The sequence below is a fragment of the Streptomyces capparidis genome (genome assembly GCF_054782095.1).
Genome location: NZ_BAAGTD010000008.1, coordinates 157,896 through 179,779, shown reverse-complemented (window position 1 = coordinate 179,779; position 21,884 = coordinate 157,896). Strand labels below are relative to the sequence as shown.

General features: G+C 75.2%; 20 protein-coding genes and 1 riboswitch. Of the genes, 6 read left to right on the top strand and 14 right to left on the bottom strand.

The window, feature by feature from the left end; translation table 11 throughout:
* Window positions 1–65 precede the first annotated feature (65 nt).
* The gene (locus ACYVO2_RS09705) at window positions 66–1,079 is read right to left on the bottom strand and encodes a DUF3048 domain-containing protein (RefSeq protein WP_461007235.1); all 1,014 of its coding nucleotides are present in this window, start codon (window positions 1,077–1,079) and stop codon (window positions 66–68) included.
* A gap of 702 nt (window positions 1,080–1,781) precedes the next feature.
* On the opposite strand from ACYVO2_RS09705, the gene ACYVO2_RS09700 reads away from it, so the two are divergent.
* Window positions 1,782–2,522, top strand: coding sequence for a hypothetical protein (locus ACYVO2_RS09700; RefSeq protein WP_461007234.1), 741 nt, complete (start codon window positions 1,782–1,784; stop codon window positions 2,520–2,522).
* Window positions 2,523–2,601: 79 nt separating this feature from the next.
* A complete protein-coding gene (locus tag ACYVO2_RS09695; protein ID WP_461007233.1) occupies window positions 2,602–3,012 on the top strand; it encodes an STAS domain-containing protein in 411 nt (136 codons plus the stop codon).
* Here the strand turns inward: ACYVO2_RS09695 and ACYVO2_RS09690 are convergent.
* Entirely contained in the window at window positions 2,920–3,960 is a 1,041-nt protein-coding gene (locus ACYVO2_RS09690; protein WP_461007232.1) for a sigma-70 family RNA polymerase sigma factor, read from the bottom strand. The two genes, ACYVO2_RS09695 and ACYVO2_RS09690, sit on opposite strands and share 93 nt — an antisense overlap.
* A gap of 231 nt (window positions 3,961–4,191) precedes the next feature.
* On the opposite strand from ACYVO2_RS09690, the gene ACYVO2_RS09685 reads away from it, so the two are divergent.
* Together ACYVO2_RS09685 and ACYVO2_RS09680 are read left to right on the top strand one after the other, a co-directional pair.
* Window positions 4,192–4,602, top strand: a complete 411-nt coding sequence (locus ACYVO2_RS09685) for a VOC family protein (protein WP_461007231.1) — start codon at window positions 4,192–4,194, stop codon at window positions 4,600–4,602.
* A gap of 281 nt (window positions 4,603–4,883) precedes the next feature.
* Window positions 4,884–7,145 (top strand): heavy metal translocating P-type ATPase, encoded by a 2,262-nt coding sequence (locus tag ACYVO2_RS09680; protein WP_461007230.1) that lies wholly within the window; start codon window positions 4,884–4,886, stop codon window positions 7,143–7,145.
* Between the two features lie 31 nt (window positions 7,146–7,176).
* On the opposite strand, the gene ACYVO2_RS09675 is transcribed toward ACYVO2_RS09680, so the two are convergent.
* On the bottom strand, window positions 7,177–8,298 hold the full coding sequence (locus tag ACYVO2_RS09675; RefSeq protein ID WP_461007259.1) for a M24 family metallopeptidase: 1,122 nt from the start codon (window positions 8,296–8,298) through the stop codon (window positions 7,177–7,179).
* A gap of 108 nt (window positions 8,299–8,406) precedes the next feature.
* On the opposite strand from ACYVO2_RS09675, the gene ACYVO2_RS09670 reads away from it, so the two are divergent.
* Together ACYVO2_RS09670 and ACYVO2_RS09665 are read left to right on the top strand one after the other, a co-directional pair.
* Entirely contained in the window at window positions 8,407–9,036 is a 630-nt protein-coding gene (locus ACYVO2_RS09670) for a uridine kinase family protein (protein ID WP_461007229.1), read from the top strand.
* Window positions 9,037–9,483: 447 nt separating this feature from the next.
* Window positions 9,484–11,340, top strand: a complete 1,857-nt coding sequence (locus ACYVO2_RS09665) for an AAA family ATPase (protein WP_461007228.1) — start codon at window positions 9,484–9,486, stop codon at window positions 11,338–11,340.
* Between the two features lie 52 nt (window positions 11,341–11,392).
* Here ACYVO2_RS09665 and ACYVO2_RS09660 read toward each other — a convergent pair whose 3' ends face one another.
* The 11 genes from ACYVO2_RS09660 to ACYVO2_RS09610 form a co-directional block, all read right to left on the bottom strand.
* Entirely contained in the window at window positions 11,393–12,481 is a 1,089-nt protein-coding gene (locus ACYVO2_RS09660) for a hemolysin family protein (RefSeq protein ID WP_461007227.1), read from the bottom strand.
* Window positions 12,478–13,830, bottom strand: a complete 1,353-nt coding sequence (locus ACYVO2_RS09655) for a hemolysin family protein (RefSeq protein ID WP_461007226.1) — start codon at window positions 13,828–13,830, stop codon at window positions 12,478–12,480. Before ACYVO2_RS09655 ends, ACYVO2_RS09660 begins: the two co-directional genes overlap by 4 nt.
* A gap of 184 nt (window positions 13,831–14,014) precedes the next feature.
* Window positions 14,015–14,542, bottom strand: coding sequence for a PH domain-containing protein (locus ACYVO2_RS09650; RefSeq protein ID WP_461007225.1), 528 nt, complete (start codon window positions 14,540–14,542; stop codon window positions 14,015–14,017).
* Window positions 14,543–14,627: 85 nt separating this feature from the next.
* Complete coding sequence (gene hisG, locus ACYVO2_RS09645; protein WP_461007224.1) at window positions 14,628–15,476, bottom strand: ATP phosphoribosyltransferase; 849 nt, start codon at window positions 15,474–15,476, stop codon at window positions 14,628–14,630.
* Window positions 15,477–15,566: 90 nt separating this feature from the next.
* On the bottom strand, window positions 15,567–15,836 hold the full coding sequence (locus ACYVO2_RS09640) for a phosphoribosyl-ATP diphosphatase (RefSeq protein ID WP_461007223.1): 270 nt from the start codon (window positions 15,834–15,836) through the stop codon (window positions 15,567–15,569).
* Window positions 15,837–15,877: 41 nt separating this feature from the next.
* Complete coding sequence (gene ribH, locus ACYVO2_RS09635) at window positions 15,878–16,363, bottom strand: 6,7-dimethyl-8-ribityllumazine synthase (protein ID WP_461007222.1); 486 nt, start codon at window positions 16,361–16,363, stop codon at window positions 15,878–15,880.
* A gap of 88 nt (window positions 16,364–16,451) precedes the next feature.
* Complete coding sequence (locus tag ACYVO2_RS09630; RefSeq protein WP_461007221.1) at window positions 16,452–17,738, bottom strand: bifunctional 3,4-dihydroxy-2-butanone-4-phosphate synthase/GTP cyclohydrolase II; 1,287 nt, start codon at window positions 17,736–17,738, stop codon at window positions 16,452–16,454.
* Window positions 17,735–18,394 carry a nicotinamide mononucleotide transporter family protein gene (locus ACYVO2_RS09625; RefSeq protein WP_461007220.1) on the bottom strand — a complete coding sequence of 220 codons (660 nt, stop codon included), beginning with the start codon at window positions 18,392–18,394 and terminating at the stop codon, window positions 17,735–17,737. Before ACYVO2_RS09625 ends, ACYVO2_RS09630 begins: the two co-directional genes overlap by 4 nt.
* A complete protein-coding gene (locus ACYVO2_RS09620; RefSeq protein ID WP_461007219.1) occupies window positions 18,391–19,014 on the bottom strand; it encodes a riboflavin synthase in 624 nt (207 codons plus the stop codon). Before ACYVO2_RS09620 ends, ACYVO2_RS09625 begins: the two co-directional genes overlap by 4 nt.
* On the bottom strand, window positions 19,015–20,145 hold the full coding sequence (gene ribD / locus ACYVO2_RS09615; protein WP_461007258.1) for a bifunctional diaminohydroxyphosphoribosylaminopyrimidine deaminase/5-amino-6-(5-phosphoribosylamino)uracil reductase RibD: 1,131 nt from the start codon (window positions 20,143–20,145) through the stop codon (window positions 19,015–19,017).
* A 201-nt stretch (window positions 20,146–20,346) separates the two neighbouring features.
* A riboswitch (FMN riboswitch) is annotated at window positions 20,347–20,477 on the bottom strand.
* Window positions 20,478–20,675: 198 nt separating this feature from the next.
* Window positions 20,676–21,839 carry an ROK family transcriptional regulator gene (locus ACYVO2_RS09610; RefSeq protein ID WP_461007218.1) on the bottom strand — a complete coding sequence of 388 codons (1,164 nt, stop codon included), beginning with the start codon at window positions 21,837–21,839 and terminating at the stop codon, window positions 20,676–20,678.
* Between the last annotated feature and the right edge of the window lie 45 nt (window positions 21,840–21,884).

Sequence of the window (21,884 nt, the reverse complement as noted above, 5' to 3'; positions counted from 1 at the left end):
GGGGCCCGGCCGGGTGCGGGGCGGCGGGGGCTTCGGGGCGGGCGCGGGGGGCGTTCGGGGCGGGTTCAGCGCGCCGTGAAGACCACCCAGACCTGGCCGGGCGGGAAGCGCAGCGGGTCCCCGCCGGGGGTGGTGAACGTCGTACCGTGCGCCGCGGACTCGCGGGACCAGCGCGCGTCGTACGCCTTGCCGTCCCGCAGGACCAGCGCGGTGCCGGAGCCCACAGTCTCGGTGAACGGCGACACGCTGCCCCAGCGGTCCTGGAACTGGGACGGCCGGACGGTGACGTGCTGGACCACCACGGTCACGGCGGACAGCCGCCGCCCGTCGGTGGTGACGGCTGGCTCGCCGTCCATGCCGACCAGCCAGCGCCGCTGCTCCTGCGACCAGGTGAAGGCGAAGGAGGCGCCGGGGTAGCGCACGGTCTCCTCGACCACCTGCCGCCCGCCCGGCGGCGCCGAGCCGAAGCGGAAGCCGATGTCCCGGGCGGTGCTCGCGTCGGGCGCGGCGGCCAGCGCCCGCTCGGGGCGCACGTACAGGTTGTGCGGGGCCTGGCGGTCATTGCCGCGGAAGAACACCTCCGCCGGGACGTCGCCCGGGGTCAGCCGGTACAGCGGGGCGGACCTGAGCAGCGGCATCAGCCGGGACTGGGCGCCGGAGTAGGCGAGGGCGGGGCGGTCGAACTGGCGCAGCAGCTCCAGGTCGGACTCGCGGGCGCTGCGCACCGGGCCCACGGTGTCCGGCAGGCGGGAGGAGAACACCGCGAGCAGGCGGCTCTGCCCCGCCTCCACCTGCTCTGCGTAGACGATGTCGGCGGAGTCGATGCCGGTCTGCGGGCGGGCCGGGCCCACGTTGTCTATCTTCACGGCCAGGACGGGGCCGGGTGGACCCGGCAGGCCGGTGAACGGGGACACCTGCCGGGTGGCGGTGGGGCTCGGCTCGGGGCTCGTGGTGGTGCCGCCCCGGTCCCCGTCCCCGTCGCCCGGCAGGACGACCAGGACCAGCACCAGGGCGACGATCAGCGCGAGCACCGCCGCGACGAGCGCGGTGACCCGCCGGGGGGTGAGGGGGACGGCCATGTCGTTCACCCGCTGATTCGCCGGTCTGCGGACCGGGAGCCGACGCGGGCTGCGCGCCACGCCCGGCGGCTTCGCCGCCCCGGGCATCGCCGGGCCGGGCGGGCTCCCGTACCCCCATGGTTCCACCGCGGGGCGGAAGACGCGCGGGGACGGGACGGCGGCGGCGGGAAGGCGGTGGGACGGGTGGTTACAGGCCGCGGCTCGGGTACCCGGGGGCCGGTGCTGGGCCGGTGCCCGGTGGGGCGGCGGGGGTGCCGGGGTCTGACGCGGGGTGCCGCCGGGGACGGAACCGGGCCGGGTGCACGGCGGGGGCCGTGGACACCACCGGGTCCGACCCGACGCGTACCGCCGGGCGGGGATGGCCCGGCGGTGCTCGCCGGGAGCACGGCGAGCACGGGGAACACGGCCGGGGTGAGAAGCCGGGGAGGGGCGCGGGGGCGCCGCCCGGCGGTCCGGCGCGCGCGGCGCGGTCCGACCGGCACGGCCCTCCGGGCGTCGGCGTCGGCGTCGGCGTCGGCGTCGGCGTCGGCGTCGGCGTCGGCGTCGGCGAGGCATGGTCCGCCCGTCCGGGTCGGCATCGTGCGGCTGACCCGCCACGGGCCGGCCCTGGTGGGGGCGGGGGTCTTCGGTTCGCGGGCGAGGCGCATGGGCCCGGGCCCCGGGGGTCACGTTCATCCGGTGAGCAGGTGAGGAGGCAGGGGCATGGGCGGCTGGTGGGAGAGCAACATCGTGGAGCCGGGGAAGCTGCCGCTGCTGCTGTGCCTGGCCTCGTTCCTGGTGACCTTCCTGTCCGCGCGCACCGTCACCCGCCTGATCAGGGCGGGGCGGGGGCCCTTCCGGGACGTGAGCACGGGCAGCATGCACGTGCACCATGTGGTGCCGGGGATCGTGCTGTCCACCGTGGGCGGGTTCGCCGCGGTGGCCACCGGGGGGCAGGGGGCGGGGCGGGCCGCGGCGGGCGTGGTGTTCGGGGTGGGCATCGGCCTGGTGCTGGACGAGTTCGCGCTGGTGCTGCACCTGCACGACGTGTACTGGAGCGAGCAGGGCCGCACCTCGGTGGAGGCGGTGCTGCTGACCGCGGCGGTGGTCGGCATGGTGCTGCTGGGGGCGCTGCCGTTCGGGGTGGACGGCGTGGAGGAGCCCGAGCAGGACGGGCGCACCTCGGCGGCCCTCGGGGTGGCGGGGAACTTCCTGCTCGTGGTGGTGGCGCTCGCCAAGGGCAAGCTGGGGCTCGGCGTGTTCGGGGCGATCTTCCCTCCGGTCGCCCTGGTGGCGGCGGTGCGGCTGGCCCGGCCCCGCTCGCCGTGGGCCCGCCGCTTCTACCGGGAGCACTCGGCGCGGCGGCGCCGGGCGGAGAGGCGGGCGCGGCGGCACGACGCCCGGTGGCAGCGGCTGCGCACCCGGCTGGAGAACCTGGTCGCCGGGGCACCGGACCGGTCCTGACCGGACGCGCCCTCTGGCGGCCGCGATGAGTTCCGCGCCGCCACCCGGTCTGCATGGGCGGACGCGAAGGGAGCCGCCCATGACCGCGCACGGCCAACCGCCGCCGCACCCCCAGGACACCGCCGTTCTCCTGCTCGGCGAACCGCCCACCAAAGCCGGGATACCCCGGCTGTGCGACCGGCTGCGGGCGCTGCTCGCCACCGCCCCCGGCGGGGTGGTGGTCTGCGACGTGACCGCGTTGGGGGCGCCGGACGCGGTGACCGTGGAGGCGCTGGCGCGGCTCCAGCTCACCGCCCGGCGGGCCGGGGGCGAGATCCGGCTGCGCGGCGCCCATCCGGCCCTGCGGGCCCTGCTGGACCTCGCCGGGCTCGGCGCGGTGCTGCCGCCGGAGGGGCGCTCACCCCTCCAGGTGCGACGGCAGGCCGAACAGCGGGAACAGGCGGGCGGTGTCCAGGAAGGAGTTGAGCCCGGTGATCCGGCTCCCTTCTGAGGTGGTGGTGATCTCCAGCAGTTGGAGCGCCCACGGCTCGTGACCGCCGCCGGGCGCGGGCCGGTACTGGGCGAACGCGGGAAGGCCGTTGGCGCGGACCGGCAGCAGGCGCGACCCGCGGCAGCCGGAGCCGTGGCCCGCCATGAACCGCTGTATCTCCTCGGGGCCGCGCAGCCACAGGTCGAACGGCGGCATGGACAGGGTGGCGTCCTCGCGGAGCAGGGAGGTGAGGGCGTCGAGGTCGTACGCCTCGAACGCGGCGACATAGCGGTCGAGCAGGCCGCGCTGCTCCTCGTCGGCGGGCTCGGCCGGCTCCGCCACGGCCGGGCCGAGCCCGGCGAGGGAGGCCCGGGCGCGCTGGAGGGCGCTGTTGACGGACGCGACCGAGGTGCCGAGCAGCTCGGCGACCTCGCTGGCCCGCCAGGCCAGCACCTCCCGCAGGATCAGCACGGCCCGCTGCCGGGGCGCCAGGTGCTGGAGCGCGGCGACGAACGCCAGCCGCACGCTCTCCCTGGCGACGGCCAGCTCCGCGGGGTCGCCGCCCTCCGGCAGCACCCGGCCGTCGGGGGCGGGCGATATCCAGGTGGTCTCCGGCAGCATCTCCGGCAGGGGCGCGTCGGCCCGGCCGGGGGAGGCCAGGTCCATGGGGCGGGCGCGGCGGGAGCTGCCCTTGAGCATGTCCAGGCAGACGTTGGTGGCGATGCGGTACAGCCAGGACCGCAGGCTGGCCCGCCCCTCGAACCTGTCCAGGCTGCGCCAGGCCCGCACCATCGTCTCCTGCACGGCGTCCTCGGCCTCGAAAGCGGAGCCCAGCATGCGGTAGCAGTAGCCGGTCAGCTCCACCCTGTGGTGCTCCAGGCGGGCCTCGAGGCCGGGCTCCGCGCCCCCGGCGGCCGCTGCCGTACCCGCGATGACGGCCGCTTCCGTCTCGACGGCGAGTTGGTTCATCGAACGCCCCTTCCACTTGTCGCGCAGCCTACGACCCGGCACTGACAACGGCGCGGCGGAAGGCCGCGCGGCGGCGCCGCGGCGCCCGGAGAGCCGTCGGAAAAAGAAGTCGGCCGGGACCGATGAGTTCGGGGCGGGCCCGCGGTCCAACCCTGCGAAAGCCCCACGGAGCGAGCCGCGCGGCAGCGGCACCGGACGGGCGAGCCGCACGAACCAGAGAGCGAGAGAACCATGAGCACCAAGATCTTCGTCAACCTCCCCGTCAGCGACCTGGAGCGCTCGAAGGAGTTCTTCACTGCACTGGGCTACTCCTTCGACGCGCAGTTCTCGGACGAGAACGCGGCCTGCCTGGTCATCAGCGAGCACATCCACGCGATGCTGCTGACCCAGCCGTTCTTCGCCTCCTTCACCAGCAAGGAGGTCGTGGACGCCACCAAGGCCACCGAGACGATCATCGCGCTGTCGGCGGACAGCAGGGAGCAGGTCGACGAGCTGGCCGACAAGGCGCTCGCCGCCGGCGGCCGGCCCTCGGGCGACCCGATGGACCAGGGCCCCATGTACGGCCGCAGCTTCCAGGACCCGGACGGGCACATCTGGGAGATCGTCTTCATGGACATGAGCGCCATGCAGCCCCAGGAGTGAGGACGGCTCCGCCGCACCTCCCCGCCACACCGGACCGGACCGAGCGCACACCGCGCACGGTCCGGTCCGGCGTTTCCGCCGAGGGTGCGAGGACGGCTCCGCCCGGCGCGGGAGGCGGCGCGGCACCGGTTCCCGCCCCCCTGCCCCGCTCCACCACCGCCGTGGACGAGGCCGGGTACGAGCCGGCCGGGCGGCCGACCAAACGCGGCCGCCGGACGCCGCCGGGCGGTTCGCGGCGCCTACCATTCCCCTTGCGCACGAATCGACTCCGAGGAGCACCGATGAGCACGGCGTCCCCCGTCGCGGGCGAAGTGGAGTTGGCCATCGGCGGCATGACGTGCGCGTCGTGCGCCGCCCGGGTCGAGAAGAAGCTCAACCGCATGCCGGGCGTGGCGGCCACCGTCAACTTCGCCACCGAGAAGGCCAAGGTCAGCTACGGCGAGGGGGTGGAGATCGCCGACCTGATCGCGACGGTGGAGCGGACGGGGTACACCGCGGCGCCGCCCGCTCCCCCGCCCGCCGCCCACGGCGCCGAGGGGCGGGACGCCCGTTCCGGGGAGCCCGACGAACTGCTGCCGCTGCGCCACCGCCTGGTCACCGCCGTGGTGCTGGCGGTGCCCGTGATCGCAATGGCGATGGTGCCCGCCCTCCAGTTCGAGTACTGGCAGTGGCTGTCGCTGACGCTGGCCGCGCCGGTGGTGGTCTACGCCGGCTGGCCGTTCCACCGCGCCGCCTGGACCAACCTCAGGCACGGCGCCGCCACCATGGACACGCTCATCTCCCTGGGCACCGTCGCCGCGCTCGGCTGGTCGCTGTGGGCGCTGTTCCTCGGCACCGCGGGCGAGCCCGGCATGACGCACCCGTTCGAGCTGACCATCGACCGCACGGACGGCAGCGGCTCCATCTACCTGGAGGCCGCCGCGGGGGTCACCGCGTTCATCCTGGCCGGGCGCTGGTTCGAGGCCCGCGCCAAGCGGAAGGCGGGCGCCGCGCTGCGCGCGCTGATGGAGCTGGGCGCCAAGGACGCCACCGTGCTCCGGGACGGGCGGGAGGTGCGCGTACCGGCCGGCGAGCTGGCGGTGGGCGACCTGTTCGTGGTGCGGCCCGGGGAGAAGATCGCCACCGACGGGGTGGTCGCCGAGGGCACCTCCGCGGTGGACGCCTCCATGCTCACCGGCGAGTCCGTGCCGGTGGAGGTCGCCCCCGGGGACGCCGTCACCGGGGCCACCGTCAACGCGGGCGGCCGTCTGGTGGTGCGCGCCACCCGGGTCGGCTCCGAGACCCGGCTCGCCCGGATGGCCAGGCTCGTGGAGGACGCGCAGAACGGCAAGGCCGCCGCCCAGCGCCTCGCCGACCGGGTCTCCGCCGTGTTCGTGCCCGTGGTGATCGCCCTTTCGCTGGGCACCCTGGGTTTCTGGCTGGGCGCGGACGAGGGTGCCACCGCGGCGTTCACCGCGGCCGTGGCGGTGCTGATCATCGCCTGCCCGTGCGCGCTCGGCCTGGCGACGCCCACCGCGTTGATGGTCGGCACCGGGCGCGGTGCCCAGCTCGGCATCCTCATCAAGGGGCCGGAGGTGCTGGAGTCCACCCGGGCCGTGGACACGATCGTGCTGGACAAGACGGGCACCGTCACCACCGGCGCCATGGCCCTGGCCGGGGTGCACGTCGCCGAGGGCGAGGACGAGAAGGAGGTGCTGCGCCTGGCCGGGGCGCTGGAGCACGCCTCGGAGCACCCGATCGCGCGGGCCGTCGCCGCCGGGGCCGCGGAGCGGGTCGGCGCCCTGCCCGCGGTGGCGGACTTCCGCGGCGTGCCGGGGCTCGGCGTGCGGGGCGTCGTGGAGGGGCGCGCCGTGCTCGCCGGGCGGGAGAAGCTGCTGGCCGAGCGGTCGGTGGAGCTGCCCGGGAAGCTGGCGGCGGCCCGGAGGGCGGCCGAGGCCGCGGGGCGCACCGCCGTCACCGTGGCCTGGGACGGCGCCGCGCGGGCGGTGCTCGAGGTCGCCGACGCGGTCAAGCCCACCAGCGCGGAGGCCGTCGCCCGGCTGCGCGGCCTCGGGCTGCGCCCGATCCTGCTCACCGGCGACAACGAGGCCGTGGCCCGGGCGGTGGCCGCCGAGGTCGGCATCGCGCCGCAGGACGTGATCGCCGAGGTGCTGCCGGAGGACAAGGTGGACGTGGTGCGGCGCCTCCAGGCCGAGGGCCGGTCGGTGGCGATGGTCGGCGACGGGGTCAACGACGCCGCGGCGCTGGCCCGGGCCGACCTGGGGCTGGCCATGGGCACCGGCACGGACGCCGCCATCGAGGCGAGCGACCTGACCCTCGTCCGCGGCGACCTGCGGGTGGCGGGCGACGCCATCCGGCTGGCCCGCCGCACCCTGGGCACGATCAGGGGGAACCTGTTCTGGGCGTTCGGCTACAACGTGGCGGCGCTGCCGCTGGCGGCGGCCGGCCTGCTCAACCCGATGATCGCGGGGGCGGCCATGGCGTTCTCGTCCGTCTTCGTCGTCGGCAACAGCCTGCGGCTGCGCCGCTTCGCCCCGGCGTGAGCGGGTCCGGCGCGGCCGGACCCGCCCGGTGTCACGCCGGGAGGACCACCAGGTCCCGCACCGTGAGGTTCAGCCGCTCCCCCGCCTCCTCGCCGCACACCACGATGTCCTCGATGCGGGCGCCGAACCGGCCGGGCAGGTAGATGCCGGGCTCCACCGAGAACGCCATGCCCGGCTCCAGGGACAGCGCGCTGCCCGCCACGATGTAGGGCTCCTCGTGGGTCTCCAGGCCGATGCCGTGGCCGGTGCGGTGGATGAAGTGGTCGCCGTACCCGGCGCGCGCGATCATGTCGCGGCCCACCGCGTCGAGCTCCTCGGCGGTGATGCCGGGGCGCACCGCCTCGGTCTGCGCGGCCTGCGCCTCGCGCAGCACCTCGTACAGCTCGCGGAAGTCCTCGTGCGGCTCGCCGACGGCGTAGGTGCGGGTGGAGTCCGAGCAGTAGCCGTCCTCGGTGGTGCCGCCGATGTCCACGACCACGGGGTCGCCGTGGCGGATGAGGCGCTCACCGGGCTCGTGGTGCGGGCTGGCGCTGTTGGGGCCCGCGGCGACGATGACGAAGTCGCAGGTGGCGTGGCCCGCCTCCAGGATGGCGTCGGCGATGTCGCGGGCCACGTCGCGCTCGGAGCGGCCGGGGGCCAGCCACTCCCCCATCCGCCGGTGCACCCGGTCGATGGCGGCGCCCGCCCGGCGCAGCGCCTCCACCTCGGCGGGCGACTTGCGCATCCGCATGCCGCGCAGCACCTCGGAGGCCAGGCCGAGCCGGGCGTCGGGCAGGGCGTCGCGGAAGGCCAGGACCTTCTCCGCCCACATGTGGTTGTCCACGGCGACGCGGAGCCCGCCGGACGGCAGCCGGCGGGCGATCAGCTCATAGGCGTTCTCGGTCTCGGTGAAGCCGGTGATCTCCACTCCGAGGCCGCCGGCCGGGGACGCCTCGGCGGCGGGCTTCTCCAGGGCGGGCACCACGAGGAACGGGTCCGCGTGGGCGGGCACGACCAGGCACGTCAGCCGCTCCAGCGGCAGGGCGTGATAACCGGTCAGGTAGCGCAGATCGGCGCCCGGCGAGATGAGCAGCGCGTCGAGCCCCCGTTCCGCGGTGGCGGCGCGGGCGCGCTCCAGGCGCTCGGCGGGGAAGAGTTCTCGGTTGTTCACGATCACACGTTAGGCCACGCGGAAGGCCCGGGGCACGGGTGGGCACGGGCCTGTGGACAACCCGCCCGGCGGGCCCGGGGCCCCGTGCGGGCCGGGACGTACGCTGGCCCGGTGAACGAGGCTGGACGGCCCCTGGGCGGGCTCGCGGAGACGGCGCGGCACGTGGCGGCGCTCCCCCCGTCGGCGGGCCCGGTGCGGCTGGTGGCGGTGGACGGGCACGCCGGGTCGGGGAAGACGACGTTCGCCCGGCGACTGGCGGGGCTGCTGGGCGGCGCCCCCGTGGTGCACCTGGACGACCTGGCCACCCACGAGGAGCTGTTCGGCTGGACGGAGCGGCTGCTCACTCAGGTGGTGGAGCCGCTGGCGCGGGGCCGGGCGGCGCGGTACGAGGTCTACGACTGGACGGCGCGGCGGTTCTCCGGGGAGCGGGAGGTTCCGGTCTCGGGGGTGGTGCTGGTGGAAGGGGTGGGCGCGGGCCGGAGGGAAACGCGCCCCCATCTGGCTCAGCTTCTGTGGATGGATCTGCCCGCGCGTGAGGCGCACGCGCGGGGCATGAAGCGGGACGGACCCGCCCTCGCGCCGTTCTGGAAGCGCTGGCGCGCCGCGGAGAAGGCGCACTTCGCCGCTGATCCGTCCCGGCCGCACGCCGATCTGGTGGTGCGGGCGGTGCCGGACGGGTACTCGGTGCGCCCGGGGTGCGTCTCCGCCCCGGAGGCACGCATTTTCGATCACGGAGCGTGATACTCTGCGATCTTTATGGTGCGGATGCGGATCGTCCCGTTTCGCGCACACCGGGCGAGCTTGACCCGGGGCGCGATGAGGTCTTACGTTCTGAATACGCGGTCTGTTGCACCGCCTTTGACGCGGAGCCCCCGGTTGTTCCCCCGTGACCGGGGGCTTCGCTTCACCCCTCCACCGTTACGCACAGCAACCGGTCACTCACCGCAACCAGCGGGCCGAACGCCCCTCGAGGGCTCGGCACCGGGCCGGGAGCCCCAGGTGGGAGCCGTGGCCGGATCGTCCTGCCCGGGGCAAGATGCCGCGCCGGGCGCTCTTCCGGCCGGGGCCGCCGCCGGTACCATGCCAGGAAGTGCGTCCGGCCGATGGTGTGGACGCGCTCTTCGTTCGGGCCCGGGGCGCGGTGGAGCCGGCTCTGGCGGGCGCGGGGGATCACGTGTGGGGGACCTGATGGACATCAGTGCCAACCGTTTGGGCACCCCCGCCGACCTGGCATGGCTGCGCGCGGTGGACGCCTACACGGTGGGCGCCTACCCGGAGGCCGAGGAGGAGTTCCGGACCGCGGTGCGCCTCGATGCGGGGATGGCGGACGCCTGGCTCGGGCTGCACGCCCTGCGTGCCGACACCGCGACCGCCCTGCTCCAGATGTACCGGCACCGCGACCGCTTCGGCGAGCAGCGCGAGCTGCACGGGCGCACGCTCAGCTCCTGGTACTGGCTGGGCTGGTGGGTGCAGCCGGTGCTGGAGACCCACCAGGACCTGCTGCTGGCGCACGCCTCGCACTGGCTGGACGGCCGTCACGTGGACGAGCTGGAGGCGGCGCTCGCCCAGTGCCCCCACGTCGAGGACGACCCCAAGGTGCGGTTCCTCCACGCCTGCCGCGCCTACCTGGTCAAGGACTGGGAGCAGCTCATCCGGCACACCGAGCCCCTGCTCGAGGACCCGCTCCTCGGCATCGAGGCGGGCCTGTTCGGCGGCATGGCCCGGGTCCGCCTGGAGCTGTGCGCGCAGGCCGAGCCGCTGCTGGCCACCGCGCTGATGCGCTGCCGCTCCGAGCAGCCGCAGCGCAAGGAGCTGCGGTACTGGCTGGCGCGGGCCCGCGAGGGGCAGGGGCGCAGCGCCGCGGCGCTGCCGCTGTACCGGGCCGTGCACCGGGTGGACCCCACGTTCATGGACACCGCCGCCAGGCTCGCGGCGATCACCGCGGGCGAGGGGCTCGACGAGGCCGCCGACCTCGCGCCGGTGCCGCTGACCGGAGCCGGGCAGCTCGGCGACGCCATGGGCGGCCCCACGGTGGACACCCGCGGCCCGTTCGCCGAGCGGCAGCCGCCGGCCGGCGGCGCGGACGGGCGGCGGGAGAAGGCCGTGCTGCCGGTGGCGCCGATGGCGCCGCGCGGCGCGGGCACCGCCGCCCCCGACCCCGTCCTGCTGTCGCGGGCCCTGGCCGAGCTGGAGCGCATGGTGGGCCTGGAGCCGGTCAAGCGGCAGGTGCGGGCGCTGTCCGCGCAGTTGCGCATGGCCAGGCTCAGATCGGGGCAGGGCCTGCCGGTGCAGCCGCCCAAGCGCCACTTCGTCTTCTCCGGCCCGTCCGGCACCGGCAAGACCACGGTGGCGCGCATATTGGGCCGGGTCTTCTACGCCCTCGGCCTGCTCGAAGGTGAGCACCTGGTGGAGGCGCAGCGCGCCGACCTGGTGGGCGAGTACCTGGGCCAGACCGCGGTGAAGGCCAACGAGCTGATCGACTCGGCGCTCGGCGGGGTGCTGTTCGTGGACGAGGCGTACAGCCTGGCGAACACCGGCTACAGCAAGGGCGACGCGTACGGCGACGAGGCACTCCAGGTGCTGCTCAAGCGCGCCGAGGACAACCGGGACCGGCTGGTGGTGATCCTGGCCGGCTACCCGGAGGGCATGGACCGGCTGCTCGCGGCGAACCCCGGCCTGAACTCGCGGTTCACCACCCGGGTGGACTTCCCCAGCTACCGGCCGCAGGAGCTGACCCGCATAGGGCAGGTGCTGGCGGAGGAGAACGGCGACTCCTGGGACGAGGAGGCGCTGGAGGAGCTGCGCAGCATCAGCGGGTACGTGGTGGACCAGTGGTGGATCGACGAGCTCGGCAACGGCCGCTTCATCCGCACCCTGTACGAGAAGAGCTGCGCCTACCGCGACCTGCGCCTCTCCGGCATGAGCGGGGTGCCGACCCGGGAGGACCTGGCCACGCTGCGCCTGCCCGACCTGATGCAGGCCTACGGCGAGGTGCTCTCGGGCCGGGACCTGCGCGGCCGCGAGGACGAGCCCCCGGTGGACTGACCGGCCGCCGCGGCCGCCACCGGGCCCGCACGGCCCACCCGGCGCGCACGGCCTACCTGCCGCGCCGCCCCACCGTGTAGGGGGCGCGGGCCGCGTGCGGGGCGCGGGGCGCGGGCCTGCGGTGGGCCGGGTCGCGGACCTCGCCGACCAGCATCTCCAGCACGTCCTCCAGCGCGACCACGCCGAGCACCCGACCCTCGGCGTCCTCGACCGCCGCCAGGTGGGAGGCGGCCCTGCGCATCGTGGTGAGCGCGTCGTCCAGGGGCAGGTCGGCGGCGAGCCCGGCCATGGGCCGCCATATGCGGCGCGGCACCGGCCGGTCCTGCTCGTCCAGGTCGAGGACGTCCTTGACGTGCAGGTAGCCGTGGAAGGCCCCGCCGGGGGCGGTGACCGGGAAGCGGGAGTACCCGGTGCGCACCGTCAGGTCCTCCACCTCGCGCGGGGTCACCGACGGGTCCACCGTCACCACCGCCTCGTGCTTGAGCAGCACGTCGGTGACCGGGCGGCTGCCGAGCTCCAGCGCGTCCTCCAGGCGCTCCTTCTCGGCGGGTCCGAGCAGCCCGGCCTGCCGGGAGTCCTCCACCAGATGGGTGAGCTCCTCGCTGGTGAACGCCGACTCCACCTCGTCCTTGGGCTCGACGCGCAGCAGCCGCAGCATGCCGTTGGCGCAGGCGTTGAAGAAGGCGATGAGGGGGCGCAGCGCCCGGGTGAAGCCCACCAGGGCGGGGCCGAGCCACAGCGCGGCCTTCTCGGTCTTGGCCATGGCGATGTTCTTGGGCACCATCTCGCCGACGACCAGGTGCAGGAACACCACGGCGGACAGGGCGATCAGGTAGGACAGCAGGTGGCTGAGGTGGCCGGGCACGCCGAGCGTGTGGAACGGCCCTTCGAGCAGCCGCTCGACGGTGGGCTCGGCGACGGCGCCCAGCGCCAGGGAGCACACGGTGATGCCGAACTGGGCCGCGGCCAGCATCATCGACAGGTGCTCGATGCCGTGGATGACGGTGCGGGCCCTGCGGTGGTGGGCGGCCAGCGGCTCGATCTGGCTGCGGCGCACGGAGACGAGCGCGAACTCGGCGCCGACGAAGAAGGCGTTGCCGAGCAGCAGCAGCACGGCGAACAGCAGTTGCAGCACGGTCATCGCGCGGCCTCCCCCGTGCTCGCGGCGCCGCGCGCCGCCTCGCCGTCGCCGGCGCGGACCAGGCGCACCCGCTCGGCCCTGTGGTGCCCGACCAGCCGCACCCGCAGCCGCCACCCGGGCAGGGTCACGGTGTCGCCCTGCTCGGGGATGCGGCCGAGCAGGTCGGCGACCAGGCCGGCCACGGTCTCGTACGGTCCCGGCGGGGCGTGCAGGCCGATCCGCTCCAGCAGGTCCACGCGGCAGCTTCCGTCGGCGTCCCAGGCGGGCCTGCCCTGCTCGGCGGGCGCGGGGGCCAGCTCGGGCAGGGCCACCGCGTCGTGCTCGTCGCGCACCTCGCCGACCAGCTCCTCGACGATGTCCTCCAGGGTGACCACTCCGGCGGTGCCGCCGTACTCGTCCACGACCACGGCCACCGGCTGCTCGTGCCGCAGCCGCTCGAGCAGCGCCTGCACGGGCAGGGTCTCCGGGACCAGCAGCGGGGCGACGGCGACGGCGCCGACGGCGGTGCGGTCCCGCTCGGGGGCGGGGACGGCGAGCGCGTCCTTGAGGTAGACCACGCCGACGATCTCGTCCAGGCGCTCCCGGTAGACGGGGAAGCGGGACAGGCCGGTGGCGCGGGTGAGGTTGACGACGTCGGCGGCGGTGGCGGTGTCCTCCATGGCGCAGACCCGCACCCGCGGCGTCATCACCGACTGGGCGGTCAGCTCCGCCAGGCTCATGGTGCGCACGAACAGGTCGGCGGTGTCCTCCTCCAGCGCCCCGGCGCGGGCCGAGTGCCGGGCCAGGGACACCAGCTCGGCGGGGGTGCGGGCGGACGCCAGCTCCTCGGCGGGCTCGATGCCCAGCGCCCGCACCAGGCGGTTCGCCGACGCGTTCAGGAAGGTGATCACCGGTTTGAACACGGCGGAGAACGCCCGCTGCGGTCCGGCGACGAAGCGGGCCACCCGCATCGGCTGGGAGATGGCCCAGTTCTTCGGGACCAGCTCCCCGATCACCATCTGCACGGCGCTCGCCATCAGCATCCCGACGACCACGGCGGTGCCGTGCACGGCGGGACCGGGCACACCCGCCGCGGTCAGCGGCCCGTCCAGCAGCACCGCCAGGGCGGGCTCGGCCAGCATGCCGACGACCAGGGAGGTGATGGTGATGCCGAGCTGGGTGCCGGAGAGCTGGAACGACAGCTTGCGCAGCGCCCGCAGCACGCTGTGCGCCCTGCGGTCCCCCTCGGCCGCGGCCCGCTCGACGGCCGTCCGGTCCACCGCGACCAGGCCGAACTCGGTGGCCACGAAGAAGCCGTTCGCCAGGATCAGCACCATGGCCGCGGCGAGCAGGAGCAACGGAACGGTCATGCCGCCACCTCCCCGCACCGGGACGGGGCGGTCGAGGTGGCGCGGGTACTACAGGACGATGGATCCATCGCCGGAGAGTGTCACTCCTCGGGTCGTACGGCCGGTCGTGCCCGTCGGTCTCCCGGTGCGTTCCGGGCGCCGGGGGCGCCAGTGGTTCAAGGGTAGACGGGGCCGCCGCGCGGTGTCAGGGCGTGCCGGGGCGGTCCTCGGCCCCCGTGCCGCGGGCCTCGGCGAGGGCGCGCAGGGTCCGCGCGTCCCGGATGGCCTGCGCCCGGCCCACGCCCGGCTGGATGCCCATGGCCGCCATGGTGGTGCCGTCCGCCAGGTCCAGGTACACCCACGGGTCACCGGGCCGCAGGTTCACCCGGAGCACCTCGGCCCAGGCCAGGCGGCGCCGTACCGTGAGGTTGACCACGGTGACCCCGTCCTCGTCCGCGACCACCTTGGGCCGGGACAGCACCAGCAGCACCGCGAAGATCAGCAGTCCGCTGCCGACGAAGGTGAGCCGGTCGGCGAGGTTCCACGCGCCGGGCCCCGAGCCGCCCGGCAGGGCGACGGCGATCACCGTGAACACGACGAGCAGCACGGCGCCGATGCCGAGCAGCACGGCGCGGGTGCGCCCGGGCCGGAAGGTGACGGGCAGGTCCGGGAGCCGCTGGGGGTCGGCCGGGGCGGGGGCTGGCACGGGGGACGCCTTCTTGTCGCTGTTCATCGCTCGGACGCCGGGGACGAGGGGTGGTCGGTGGGGGCGTGGGAGACGCCCGCGGCGGCGCAGGGCGGCGCCGCGGGCCGCTCGGCTACAGGCGGCAGGCGTGGATGTCGGTGACGAGGATCGCCCGCGCGCCGACCTCCCACAGGTCGTCCATGATCCGCTGCGCCTCGCCGCGCGGCACCATGGCCCGCACCGCCACCCAGCCCTCGTTGTGCAGCGGGGAGACGGTCGGGGACTCCAGGCCCGGGGTGAGCGCGACGGCCTTGTCCACGTGCTCGGCGCGGATGTCGTAGTCCATCATCACGTAGCGCCTGGCCACCAGGACGCCCTGCATCCGGCGCAGGAACTGCCGCACGCCCGGGGTCTCCGGGTCGGCGCCGACGCGCCGGATCACGATGGCCTCGGACTCCAGGATCGGCTCGCCGATGATCTCCAGGCCGGCGTTGCGCAGCGTGGTGCCGGTCTCCACCACGTCCGCGATGATCTCGGCGACACCGAGCTGGATCGCGGTCTCCACGGCGCCGTCCAGCCGCACCACGGAGGCGTCCACGCCGTTGTCCGCCAGGTGCTTGGCGACCACGCCGGGGAAGGAGGTGGCCACCGTCATCCCGCCGAACTCGCCGACGTGCGTCGCGGTGCCCGGCCGGGTGGCGTAGCGGAACGTGGAGCGGGCGAAGCCGAGCTGCATGATCTCCTCGGCGGACGCCCCGGAGTCCAGCAGCAGGTCGCGGCCGGTGATGCCGACGTCGAGCCGGCCGGAGCCGACGTACACGGCGATGTCCCGCGGCCGCAGGAAGAAGAACTCGACGCCGTTCTCCGGGTCCACCAGCACCAGCTCGCGGGAGTCCTTGCGCTGGCGGTAGCCGGCCTCATGGAGCATCGCCGAGGCGGGCTCGGACAGAGAACCCTTGTTGGGCAGAGCGATGCGCAGCATGTCGGTCGGTTCCCTCTCGTGGTGGTGGTGCGTGGTGGGTGCCGGTGGCGAGGGCGGGGTGCCGTGCGGCCCGGGGCGGGCCGCGGGCGGCTACAGATGAGCGTAGACGTCCTCCAGCGCGATGCCCCGGGCGACCATCATCACCTGGAGGTGGTACAGCAACTGGGAGATCTCCTCCGCGGTGCGGTCGGCGCCCTCGTGCTCGGCGGCCATCCACACCTCGGCCGCCTCCTCCACCACCTTCTTGCCGATGGTGTGCACGCCCGCCGCGACCAGTTCGGCGGTGCGGGAGGAGGCGGGGTCGCCGGTGGCGGCCTTGTGCTGGAGCTCGGTGAACAGCTCCTCGAATGTCTTCGCCATGGTGCCCTACAACCTACCGGGTCCCGCCCCCCGCCCCGCGGTCAGCGCCACGGTTCGGACACCGAGCGCAGCGTCGCCGCGGTGGCGACGGCCGCGGTGGCCGCCTCGTGGCCCTTGTCCTCGGCCGAGCCGGGCAGCCCGGCGCGGTCCAGCGCCTGCTCCTCGGTGTCGCAGGTGAGCACCCCGAAGCCGACGGGCACGCCGGTGTCCACGCTGACCTGGGTCAGCCCGACGGTGACGCCCTGGCACACGTAGTCGAAGTGCGGGGTGCCGCCGCGGATGACGACGCCGAGGGCCACCACGGCGTCGTAGCCGCGACCCGCCAGCACCTTGGCGACGACGGGCAGCTCGAAGCTGCCGGGGACGCGCAGCAGGGTGGGCTCGTTGATGCCCAGCTCGCGCAGCGCGCGCAGCGAGCCGTCCACCAGGCCGTCCATGACCTTCTCGTGCCACTGGGCGGCGATCACCGCCACGCGCAGGTCCTGGCAGTTCCGCACGGTCAGTTCGGGTGCGCCTTTGCCGCTCACGTCTCTCCTGGTCGGTCGCAGTCACATCGGATGGGTCGGACGGGGAGGGTGGTCCGGGCGGCGGGGCGCCCGGACCGGGGTCCCGGGGTCAGGCCGGGTCGCCGAGCCACGGCAGGTCGTGGCCCATGCGGTCCCGCTTGGTCATCAGGTACCGCAGGTTGTGCTCGCCCGGCGGGACCGGCAGCGGCTCGCGGCCCAGGACCGTCAGCCCGTGCCGGGTCAGCGCGGAGGACTTGTCGGGGTTGTTGGTCAGCAGGCGCACGGAGCGCACGCCGAGGTCGATGAGCATCTGCGCGCCCGCGCCGTAGTCCCGGGCGTCGGCGGGCAGGCCGAGTTCGAGGTTGGCGTCCAGGGTGTCGCGGCCGATCTCCTGGAGCTGGTAGGCGCGCAGCTTGTGCAGCAGCCCGATGCCGCGGCCCTCGTGCCCGCGCAGGTACAGCACCACGCCCCGGCCCTCGGCGGCGATCCGCTCCAGGGAGGCCCGCAGTTGGGGGCCGCAGTCGCAGCGCTGGGAGCCGAACACGTCGCCGGTGAGGCATTCGGAGTGGACGCGCACCAGCACGTCCTCGCCGTCGGTGAGCCGCCCGTCCGGGTCGAGGTCGCCCGCGACCAGGGCGATGTGCTCCACCCCGTCGGTGGTGCTGCGGTAGCCGAAGGCGCGGAAGGCGCCGTGCGCGGTGGGCAGCCTGGTCTCGGCCTCGCGGCGCACGGTGGGCTCGGCGCGGCGGCGGTAGTCGATCAGGTCGGCGATGGAGACGATGGCCAGGCCGTGCTTGCGGGCGAACGGCACCAACTGCGGCATGCGCGCCATGGTGCCGTCCTCGTTGGCGATCTCGCAGATCACCGCGGCGGGCCGCAGCCCGGCGAGCCGGGCCAGGTCGATGCCCGCCTCGGTGTGGCCGTCCCGCTCCAGCACCCCGCCGTCGCGGGCGCGCAGCGGGAAGACGTGGCCGGGGCGGACGAAGTCGCCGGGCACGGTGTGCGGGTCGGCGAGCCCGAGCACGGTGGCGGCCCGGTCGGCGGCGGAGATGCCGGTGGTGGTGCCGTGCTTGAGGTCCACCGAGACGGTGAAGGCGGTGCGCATGCTCTCGGTGTTGTCCTGGACCATCTGCTCCAGCTTGAGCCGGTCCAGGTCCTCGCCGGTCATGGGCACGCAGATCAGGCCGCGGCACTCGGTCATCATGAACGCGATGAGCTCGGGGGTGGCGTGCTCGGCGGCGAAGACGAGGTCGCCCTCGTTCTCCCGGTCGGCGTCGTCGACGACCACGACCGGCCGCCCGGCGGCGATGTCGGCGATGGCCCGCTCGATCGGGTCGAGGCCCGGGTCGTGCGCGGTCCACTCCGCGGGGTCCTGCAACGCTGTGGTGGCGCTCATGCTGCCGCTCCTTCCAGGACGGGCTGCCGATGTGCGTGGTCTTCCGCGCTCGAACGCCGCCACCAGGCGCGCAGGCCCAGCAGCACGAGGACGAAGTAGACGCCGTAGACGAGGCCGGAGAAAGCGAGGCCGCTGGTGAAGGCGAGCGGGACGCCGACGAGGTCCACGGCGAGCCAGGCGAACCAGAACTCCACCAGGCCGCGGGCCTGGGCGACCATCGCGGCGAGGGTGCCGACGAAGATGTAGGCGTCCGGCCAGGGGTTCCAGGACAGGTCCGGGTGGGCGGTGAACAGCCAGCCGACGGCGAGGGTGCCGGCCGCGGTGCCGCCCACCAGCCAGGCGCGCTCGGTCCAGGTGGCGAAGCGGACGGCGACCGCGCCGCCGCCGCGCATGCCGCGGTGCCACTGCGTCCAGCCCCACAGGGCGACGGTGATCACCAGTAGCTGCTTGCCGACGCCGCCGCTGAGCTGGGCGGAGGCGTAGGCCGTGATGAGGATCAGGCCGGACGCCAACTGCGTGGGCCAGGTCCACAGCGACCGGCGCCAGCCGAGCGCGAGAGCGGCCAGGCCCAGCAGGTTGCCGGCCATGTCGGACCAGATCACGCGCTGGTCGAAGACGGTGAAGGCGGTGTCGTTGAGGTGGTCGAGGGCGCTCATCCGGTGACCTCCGCGTCCGCGGTGAGCGCGGCCCGCCCGTCGAGCAGCCGCTCGACGTACTTGGCGATCACGTCCACCTCGAGGTTCACCGGGTCGCCGGGCTGCTTCACGCCGAGGGTGGTGAGCTGGAGCGTGGTGGGGATCAGGCTGACGGTGAAGTGGTCCGCCGCGGCGTCCACCACGGTGAGGCTGATGCCGTCCACGGTGATGGAGCCCTTCTCCACCACGTACCGCGACAGGTGGGCGGGCAGCGAGATCTTCACGATCTCCCAGCGCTCGCCGGGGACGCGTTCGACGATCTCGCCGGTGCCGTCCACGTGGCCCTGCACCAGGTGGCCGCCCAGCCGCCCGCCGAGTTCCATGGGCCGCTCCAGGTTGACCCGGGAGCCGGGGCGCAGCGCGCCGAGGCTGGAGCGCGCCAGCGTCTCGGCCATCACGTCGGCGGTGAACTCGCCGCCGCCGGTTTCGACCACGGTCAGGCACACCCCGTTGACGGCGATGGAGTCGCCGTGCCGGGCGCCCTGGGTGACCTTGGGGCCGCGCAGCCGGAACCGGGACGAGTCGCCCAGTTCCTCCACCGCGACGACCTCGCCCAGTTCTTCCACGATTCCGGTGAACACTCAACTCTCCTCGGTCGGGATGCGGGTGGTGGCGGTGCGGGTGGGGGGCGCGGGGCGCGGCCTGGGGTAGGCCGTGATCCGCAGGTCGCCGCCGATCCTGGTGGCCTCGGCGACGTCGAGCCGCAACGCGCGGGAGATCGTCGTGATTCCCGCGCCGTTGACCGCGGTGGGCCCCGCGCCCAGCAGGGCGGGGGCGAGGTAGCCGACGATCTTGTCGACGTGGCCCGCGGCGAGGAAGGCGCCCGCCAGGGTGGGCCCGCCCTCCAGCAGCACCGACCGCACGCCGCGCCGGTGCAGCGCGGTGAGCAGGGCGGACAGGTCGAGGCCCACCCCGCTCGCGGCCAGGGGCAGCCGCAGCACCTCCACCCGGCCGGGGCCCCCGGCGGGCAGGTGGGAGGCGTCGGCGTCCTCGGCGACGCAGACGACGGTGGGGGCGGCATCGTCCAGGACCCGGGCGCCGGGCTTGGTGACCGCGCGGGTGTCGACGACGACGCGCAGCGGCTGGGGGACGCCGGGGCGGTCCACGCCGCGGTAGGCCAGGTGCGGGTCGTCGGTGCGGGCGGTGCCCGAGCCGACGACGACGGCGTCGGCCTCGGAGCGCAGCCGGTGCACGTCCGCGCGGGCGTCGGGCCCGGTGATCCAGCGGCTGCTGCCGTCGGCGGCGGCGATGCGGCCGTCCAGGGTGGCGGCGTACTTCCACAGCACGAACGGGCGGCCCAGGCGCACCGCGGTCAGCCACGCCTCGTTGCCCGCGGCGGCCTCGTCGGCGAGCAGCCCGCGGGCGACGTCGATCCCGGCGGCGGCGAGCGTGGCGGCGCCGCCGGTGGCCTGGGGGGTGGGGTCGGCGACGGCGTGGACGACACGGGCGACGCCCGCTTCGATCAGCGCCTGCGCGCAGGGGCCGGTGCGGCCGGTGTGGTTGCACGGTTCGAGGGTGACGACGGCGGTGCCGCCGCGGGCCCGTGCGCCGGCCTCCCGCAGGGCGTGGATCTCGGCGTGGGGGCCGCCGGCGCGCCGGTGCCAGCCCTCCCCCGCGACCCGGCCCTCGGCGTCGAGCACGACGCAGCCGACCACGGGGTTCGGGCTGGTGGCGCCGAGCCCGCGGGCGGCGAGCCGGATGGCCCGGCGCATGGCGTCGGCTTCGTCGAGCTGCCCCACCGGAGTCCTCCTGCCGCCTTCGCTTGGCGCGGACTCCGGGGTACGGGAGAGACGCGGGCGATGGAGACAACGGGACGCGACGCCACGGGAAGGCGGGCTCCGCTGAGCCCCGGGCACCTTCGCGGTACCCGGCTCGTGGAGCCGCCGACGTGGCGGCGTACCGGTGCACGCCCGCCGCGCACTGCCTCCCATCCGGACTTTGACCGTCGGTCCAGGAATTTCACCTGGTCAACCGGCCGCTGGCTGCGGCCGGGTCGCGGACTGTAACCGCCGGTTCGGAGTTTCACCGACCCCGGAGTGCGCGAACGTCACTGATACGCGTCCAGTGTGCCATGCCGGGCCGTGGCCGGGAGAGGGCGACCCCCTGTGGGGTGGATCACTCCAGCGGTGTTCCGCTCGGGTCCTGCCCCTGCTCAGGCCCGGTTCCGCCGGGGCTGGGCAGAGGCGCTTGCGGCCCGGCGTACGCGCGCGCGGACGCCGGGGCCCGCCGCCCGGAGGGGCCGTCAGTCGGTGGTGAACAGCTCCGCCCGCGCCGTCTCCAGCGCGGTGAGCACCCCGCCGCGCAGCACGGGGCTGCCCTCCACCGCGGCGGCGCGGACCTCGGTGCGCAGGGGCGACATCGTCGCCAGGCGCCGCTCCACCCGGGCGGCCAGCTCCGCTCCCCCGGACCTGCCCACCTCGCCGCCGAGCAGTACGCACCCGGGGTCGAGGACGGCGGCCAGCGCGGCGGCGCCGAGCGCGAGGCGCCCGGCGAGCTCGCCGAGGAACGCCTCGCTCCCGGCGCTCAGCCCCGCGCGCACCGCCTGCCCCGCCGACGGTGCGTCAATTCCGTGCCGGGCGGCCAGCGCCCGCACGGCGGCGCCCCCGGCCAGGGCGTGGAACCCGCCGTCGCACGCGGTGGCCGAGGGCAGCCCCGAGGTGCCGGGCACCGGCAGGAACCCGATCTCGCCGGTGCCGCCGGACGCCCCGCGGCGCAGCCTGCCGTCGAGCACCACGGCCGCGCCCACGCCCTCGTCCAGCCACATCAGGGCGAAGGTGTCCAGGTCGCGGGCGGCGCCGGCGCGCAGTTCGGCGACGGCGGCGAGGTTCACCTCGTTCTCCAGCAGCAGGTGGGCGCCGAGCCGTTCGCGCAGCGCGGCGACGAACGCGCCGTGCCAGTTGGGCAGCGCGCCGGTGGGGCTGAGCTCCCCGGTGGCGGGGTCCACCAGGCCGGGGGCGCCCACGGCGACGGTGTGCGGGGCGCGGGCGCCGCTGTCGCGCAGCGCCAGGTCCAGGGCGGCGACGGCGCGGGCCACGGCGTCGGCGGCGGGCAGGCCGGGGTCGACGGGCACCTCGGCGTGGGCCAGCTCGCGGCCGGACAGGTCGATCACGGCGCAGGCCAGACCGTGGGTGCGCACATCGACGGCGGCGATGTGGGCGCGGTCGGCGGCGAGCCCGTACAGCCGGGCGTTGGGGCCGCGGCGCCGTACGTCGGCCTCGCCGACTATGCGGACCAGGCCGCGCTCCTGGAGGCGTTCGACCAGGTCGGCGACGGTGGGGCGGGACAGGCCCGTGGCCGCTTTGAGCTCGTTCGCGGTCAGCGGGCCGCGGGCGGCGAGGAGCTCCAGGGCGAGGCGGTCGTTGATGGCGCGTGCCGTTCGCGGCGAGGCCGTGCGCGCGGTGGTCATGGCCTGCATCCTCGCAGACGGCTCATATGGGGCCGCCGGGGCCGT

Bases quoted from the DNA above. Each gene is read 5' to 3' on its own strand.
- ACYVO2_RS09705 (WP_461007235.1), bottom strand. From the start codon at position 1,079: ATGGCCGTCCCCCTCACCCCCCGGCGGGTCACCGCGCTCGTCGCGGCG.
- ACYVO2_RS09700 (WP_461007234.1), top strand. From the start codon at position 1,782: ATGGGCGGCTGGTGGGAGAGCAACATCGTGGAGCCGGGGAAGCTGCCG.
- ACYVO2_RS09695 (WP_461007233.1), top strand. From the start codon at position 2,602: ATGACCGCGCACGGCCAACCGCCGCCGCACCCCCAGGACACCGCCGTT.
- ACYVO2_RS09690 (WP_461007232.1), bottom strand. From the start codon at position 3,960: ATGAACCAACTCGCCGTCGAGACGGAAGCGGCCGTCATCGCGGGTACG.
- ACYVO2_RS09685 (WP_461007231.1), top strand. From the start codon at position 4,192: ATGAGCACCAAGATCTTCGTCAACCTCCCCGTCAGCGACCTGGAGCGC.
- ACYVO2_RS09680 (WP_461007230.1), top strand. From the start codon at position 4,884: ATGAGCACGGCGTCCCCCGTCGCGGGCGAAGTGGAGTTGGCCATCGGC.
- ACYVO2_RS09665 (WP_461007228.1), top strand. From the start codon at position 9,484: ATGGACATCAGTGCCAACCGTTTGGGCACCCCCGCCGACCTGGCATGG.
- ACYVO2_RS09660 (WP_461007227.1), bottom strand. From the start codon at position 12,481: ATGACCGTGCTGCAACTGCTGTTCGCCGTGCTGCTGCTGCTCGGCAAC.
- ACYVO2_RS09655 (WP_461007226.1), bottom strand. From the start codon at position 13,830: ATGACCGTTCCGTTGCTCCTGCTCGCCGCGGCCATGGTGCTGATCCTG.
- ACYVO2_RS09650 (WP_461007225.1), bottom strand. From the start codon at position 14,542: ATGAACAGCGACAAGAAGGCGTCCCCCGTGCCAGCCCCCGCCCCGGCC.
- hisG (WP_461007224.1), bottom strand. From the start codon at position 15,476: ATGCTGCGCATCGCTCTGCCCAACAAGGGTTCTCTGTCCGAGCCCGCC.
- ACYVO2_RS09640 (WP_461007223.1), bottom strand. From the start codon at position 15,836: ATGGCGAAGACATTCGAGGAGCTGTTCACCGAGCTCCAGCACAAGGCC.
- ACYVO2_RS09630 (WP_461007221.1), bottom strand. From the start codon at position 17,738: ATGAGCGCCACCACAGCGTTGCAGGACCCCGCGGAGTGGACCGCGCAC.
- ACYVO2_RS09625 (WP_461007220.1), bottom strand. From the start codon at position 18,394: ATGAGCGCCCTCGACCACCTCAACGACACCGCCTTCACCGTCTTCGAC.
- ribD (WP_461007258.1), bottom strand. From the start codon at position 20,145: ATGCGCCGGGCCATCCGGCTCGCCGCCCGCGGGCTCGGCGCCACCAGC.
- ACYVO2_RS09610 (WP_461007218.1), bottom strand. From the start codon at position 21,839: ATGACCACCGCGCGCACGGCCTCGCCGCGAACGGCACGCGCCATCAAC.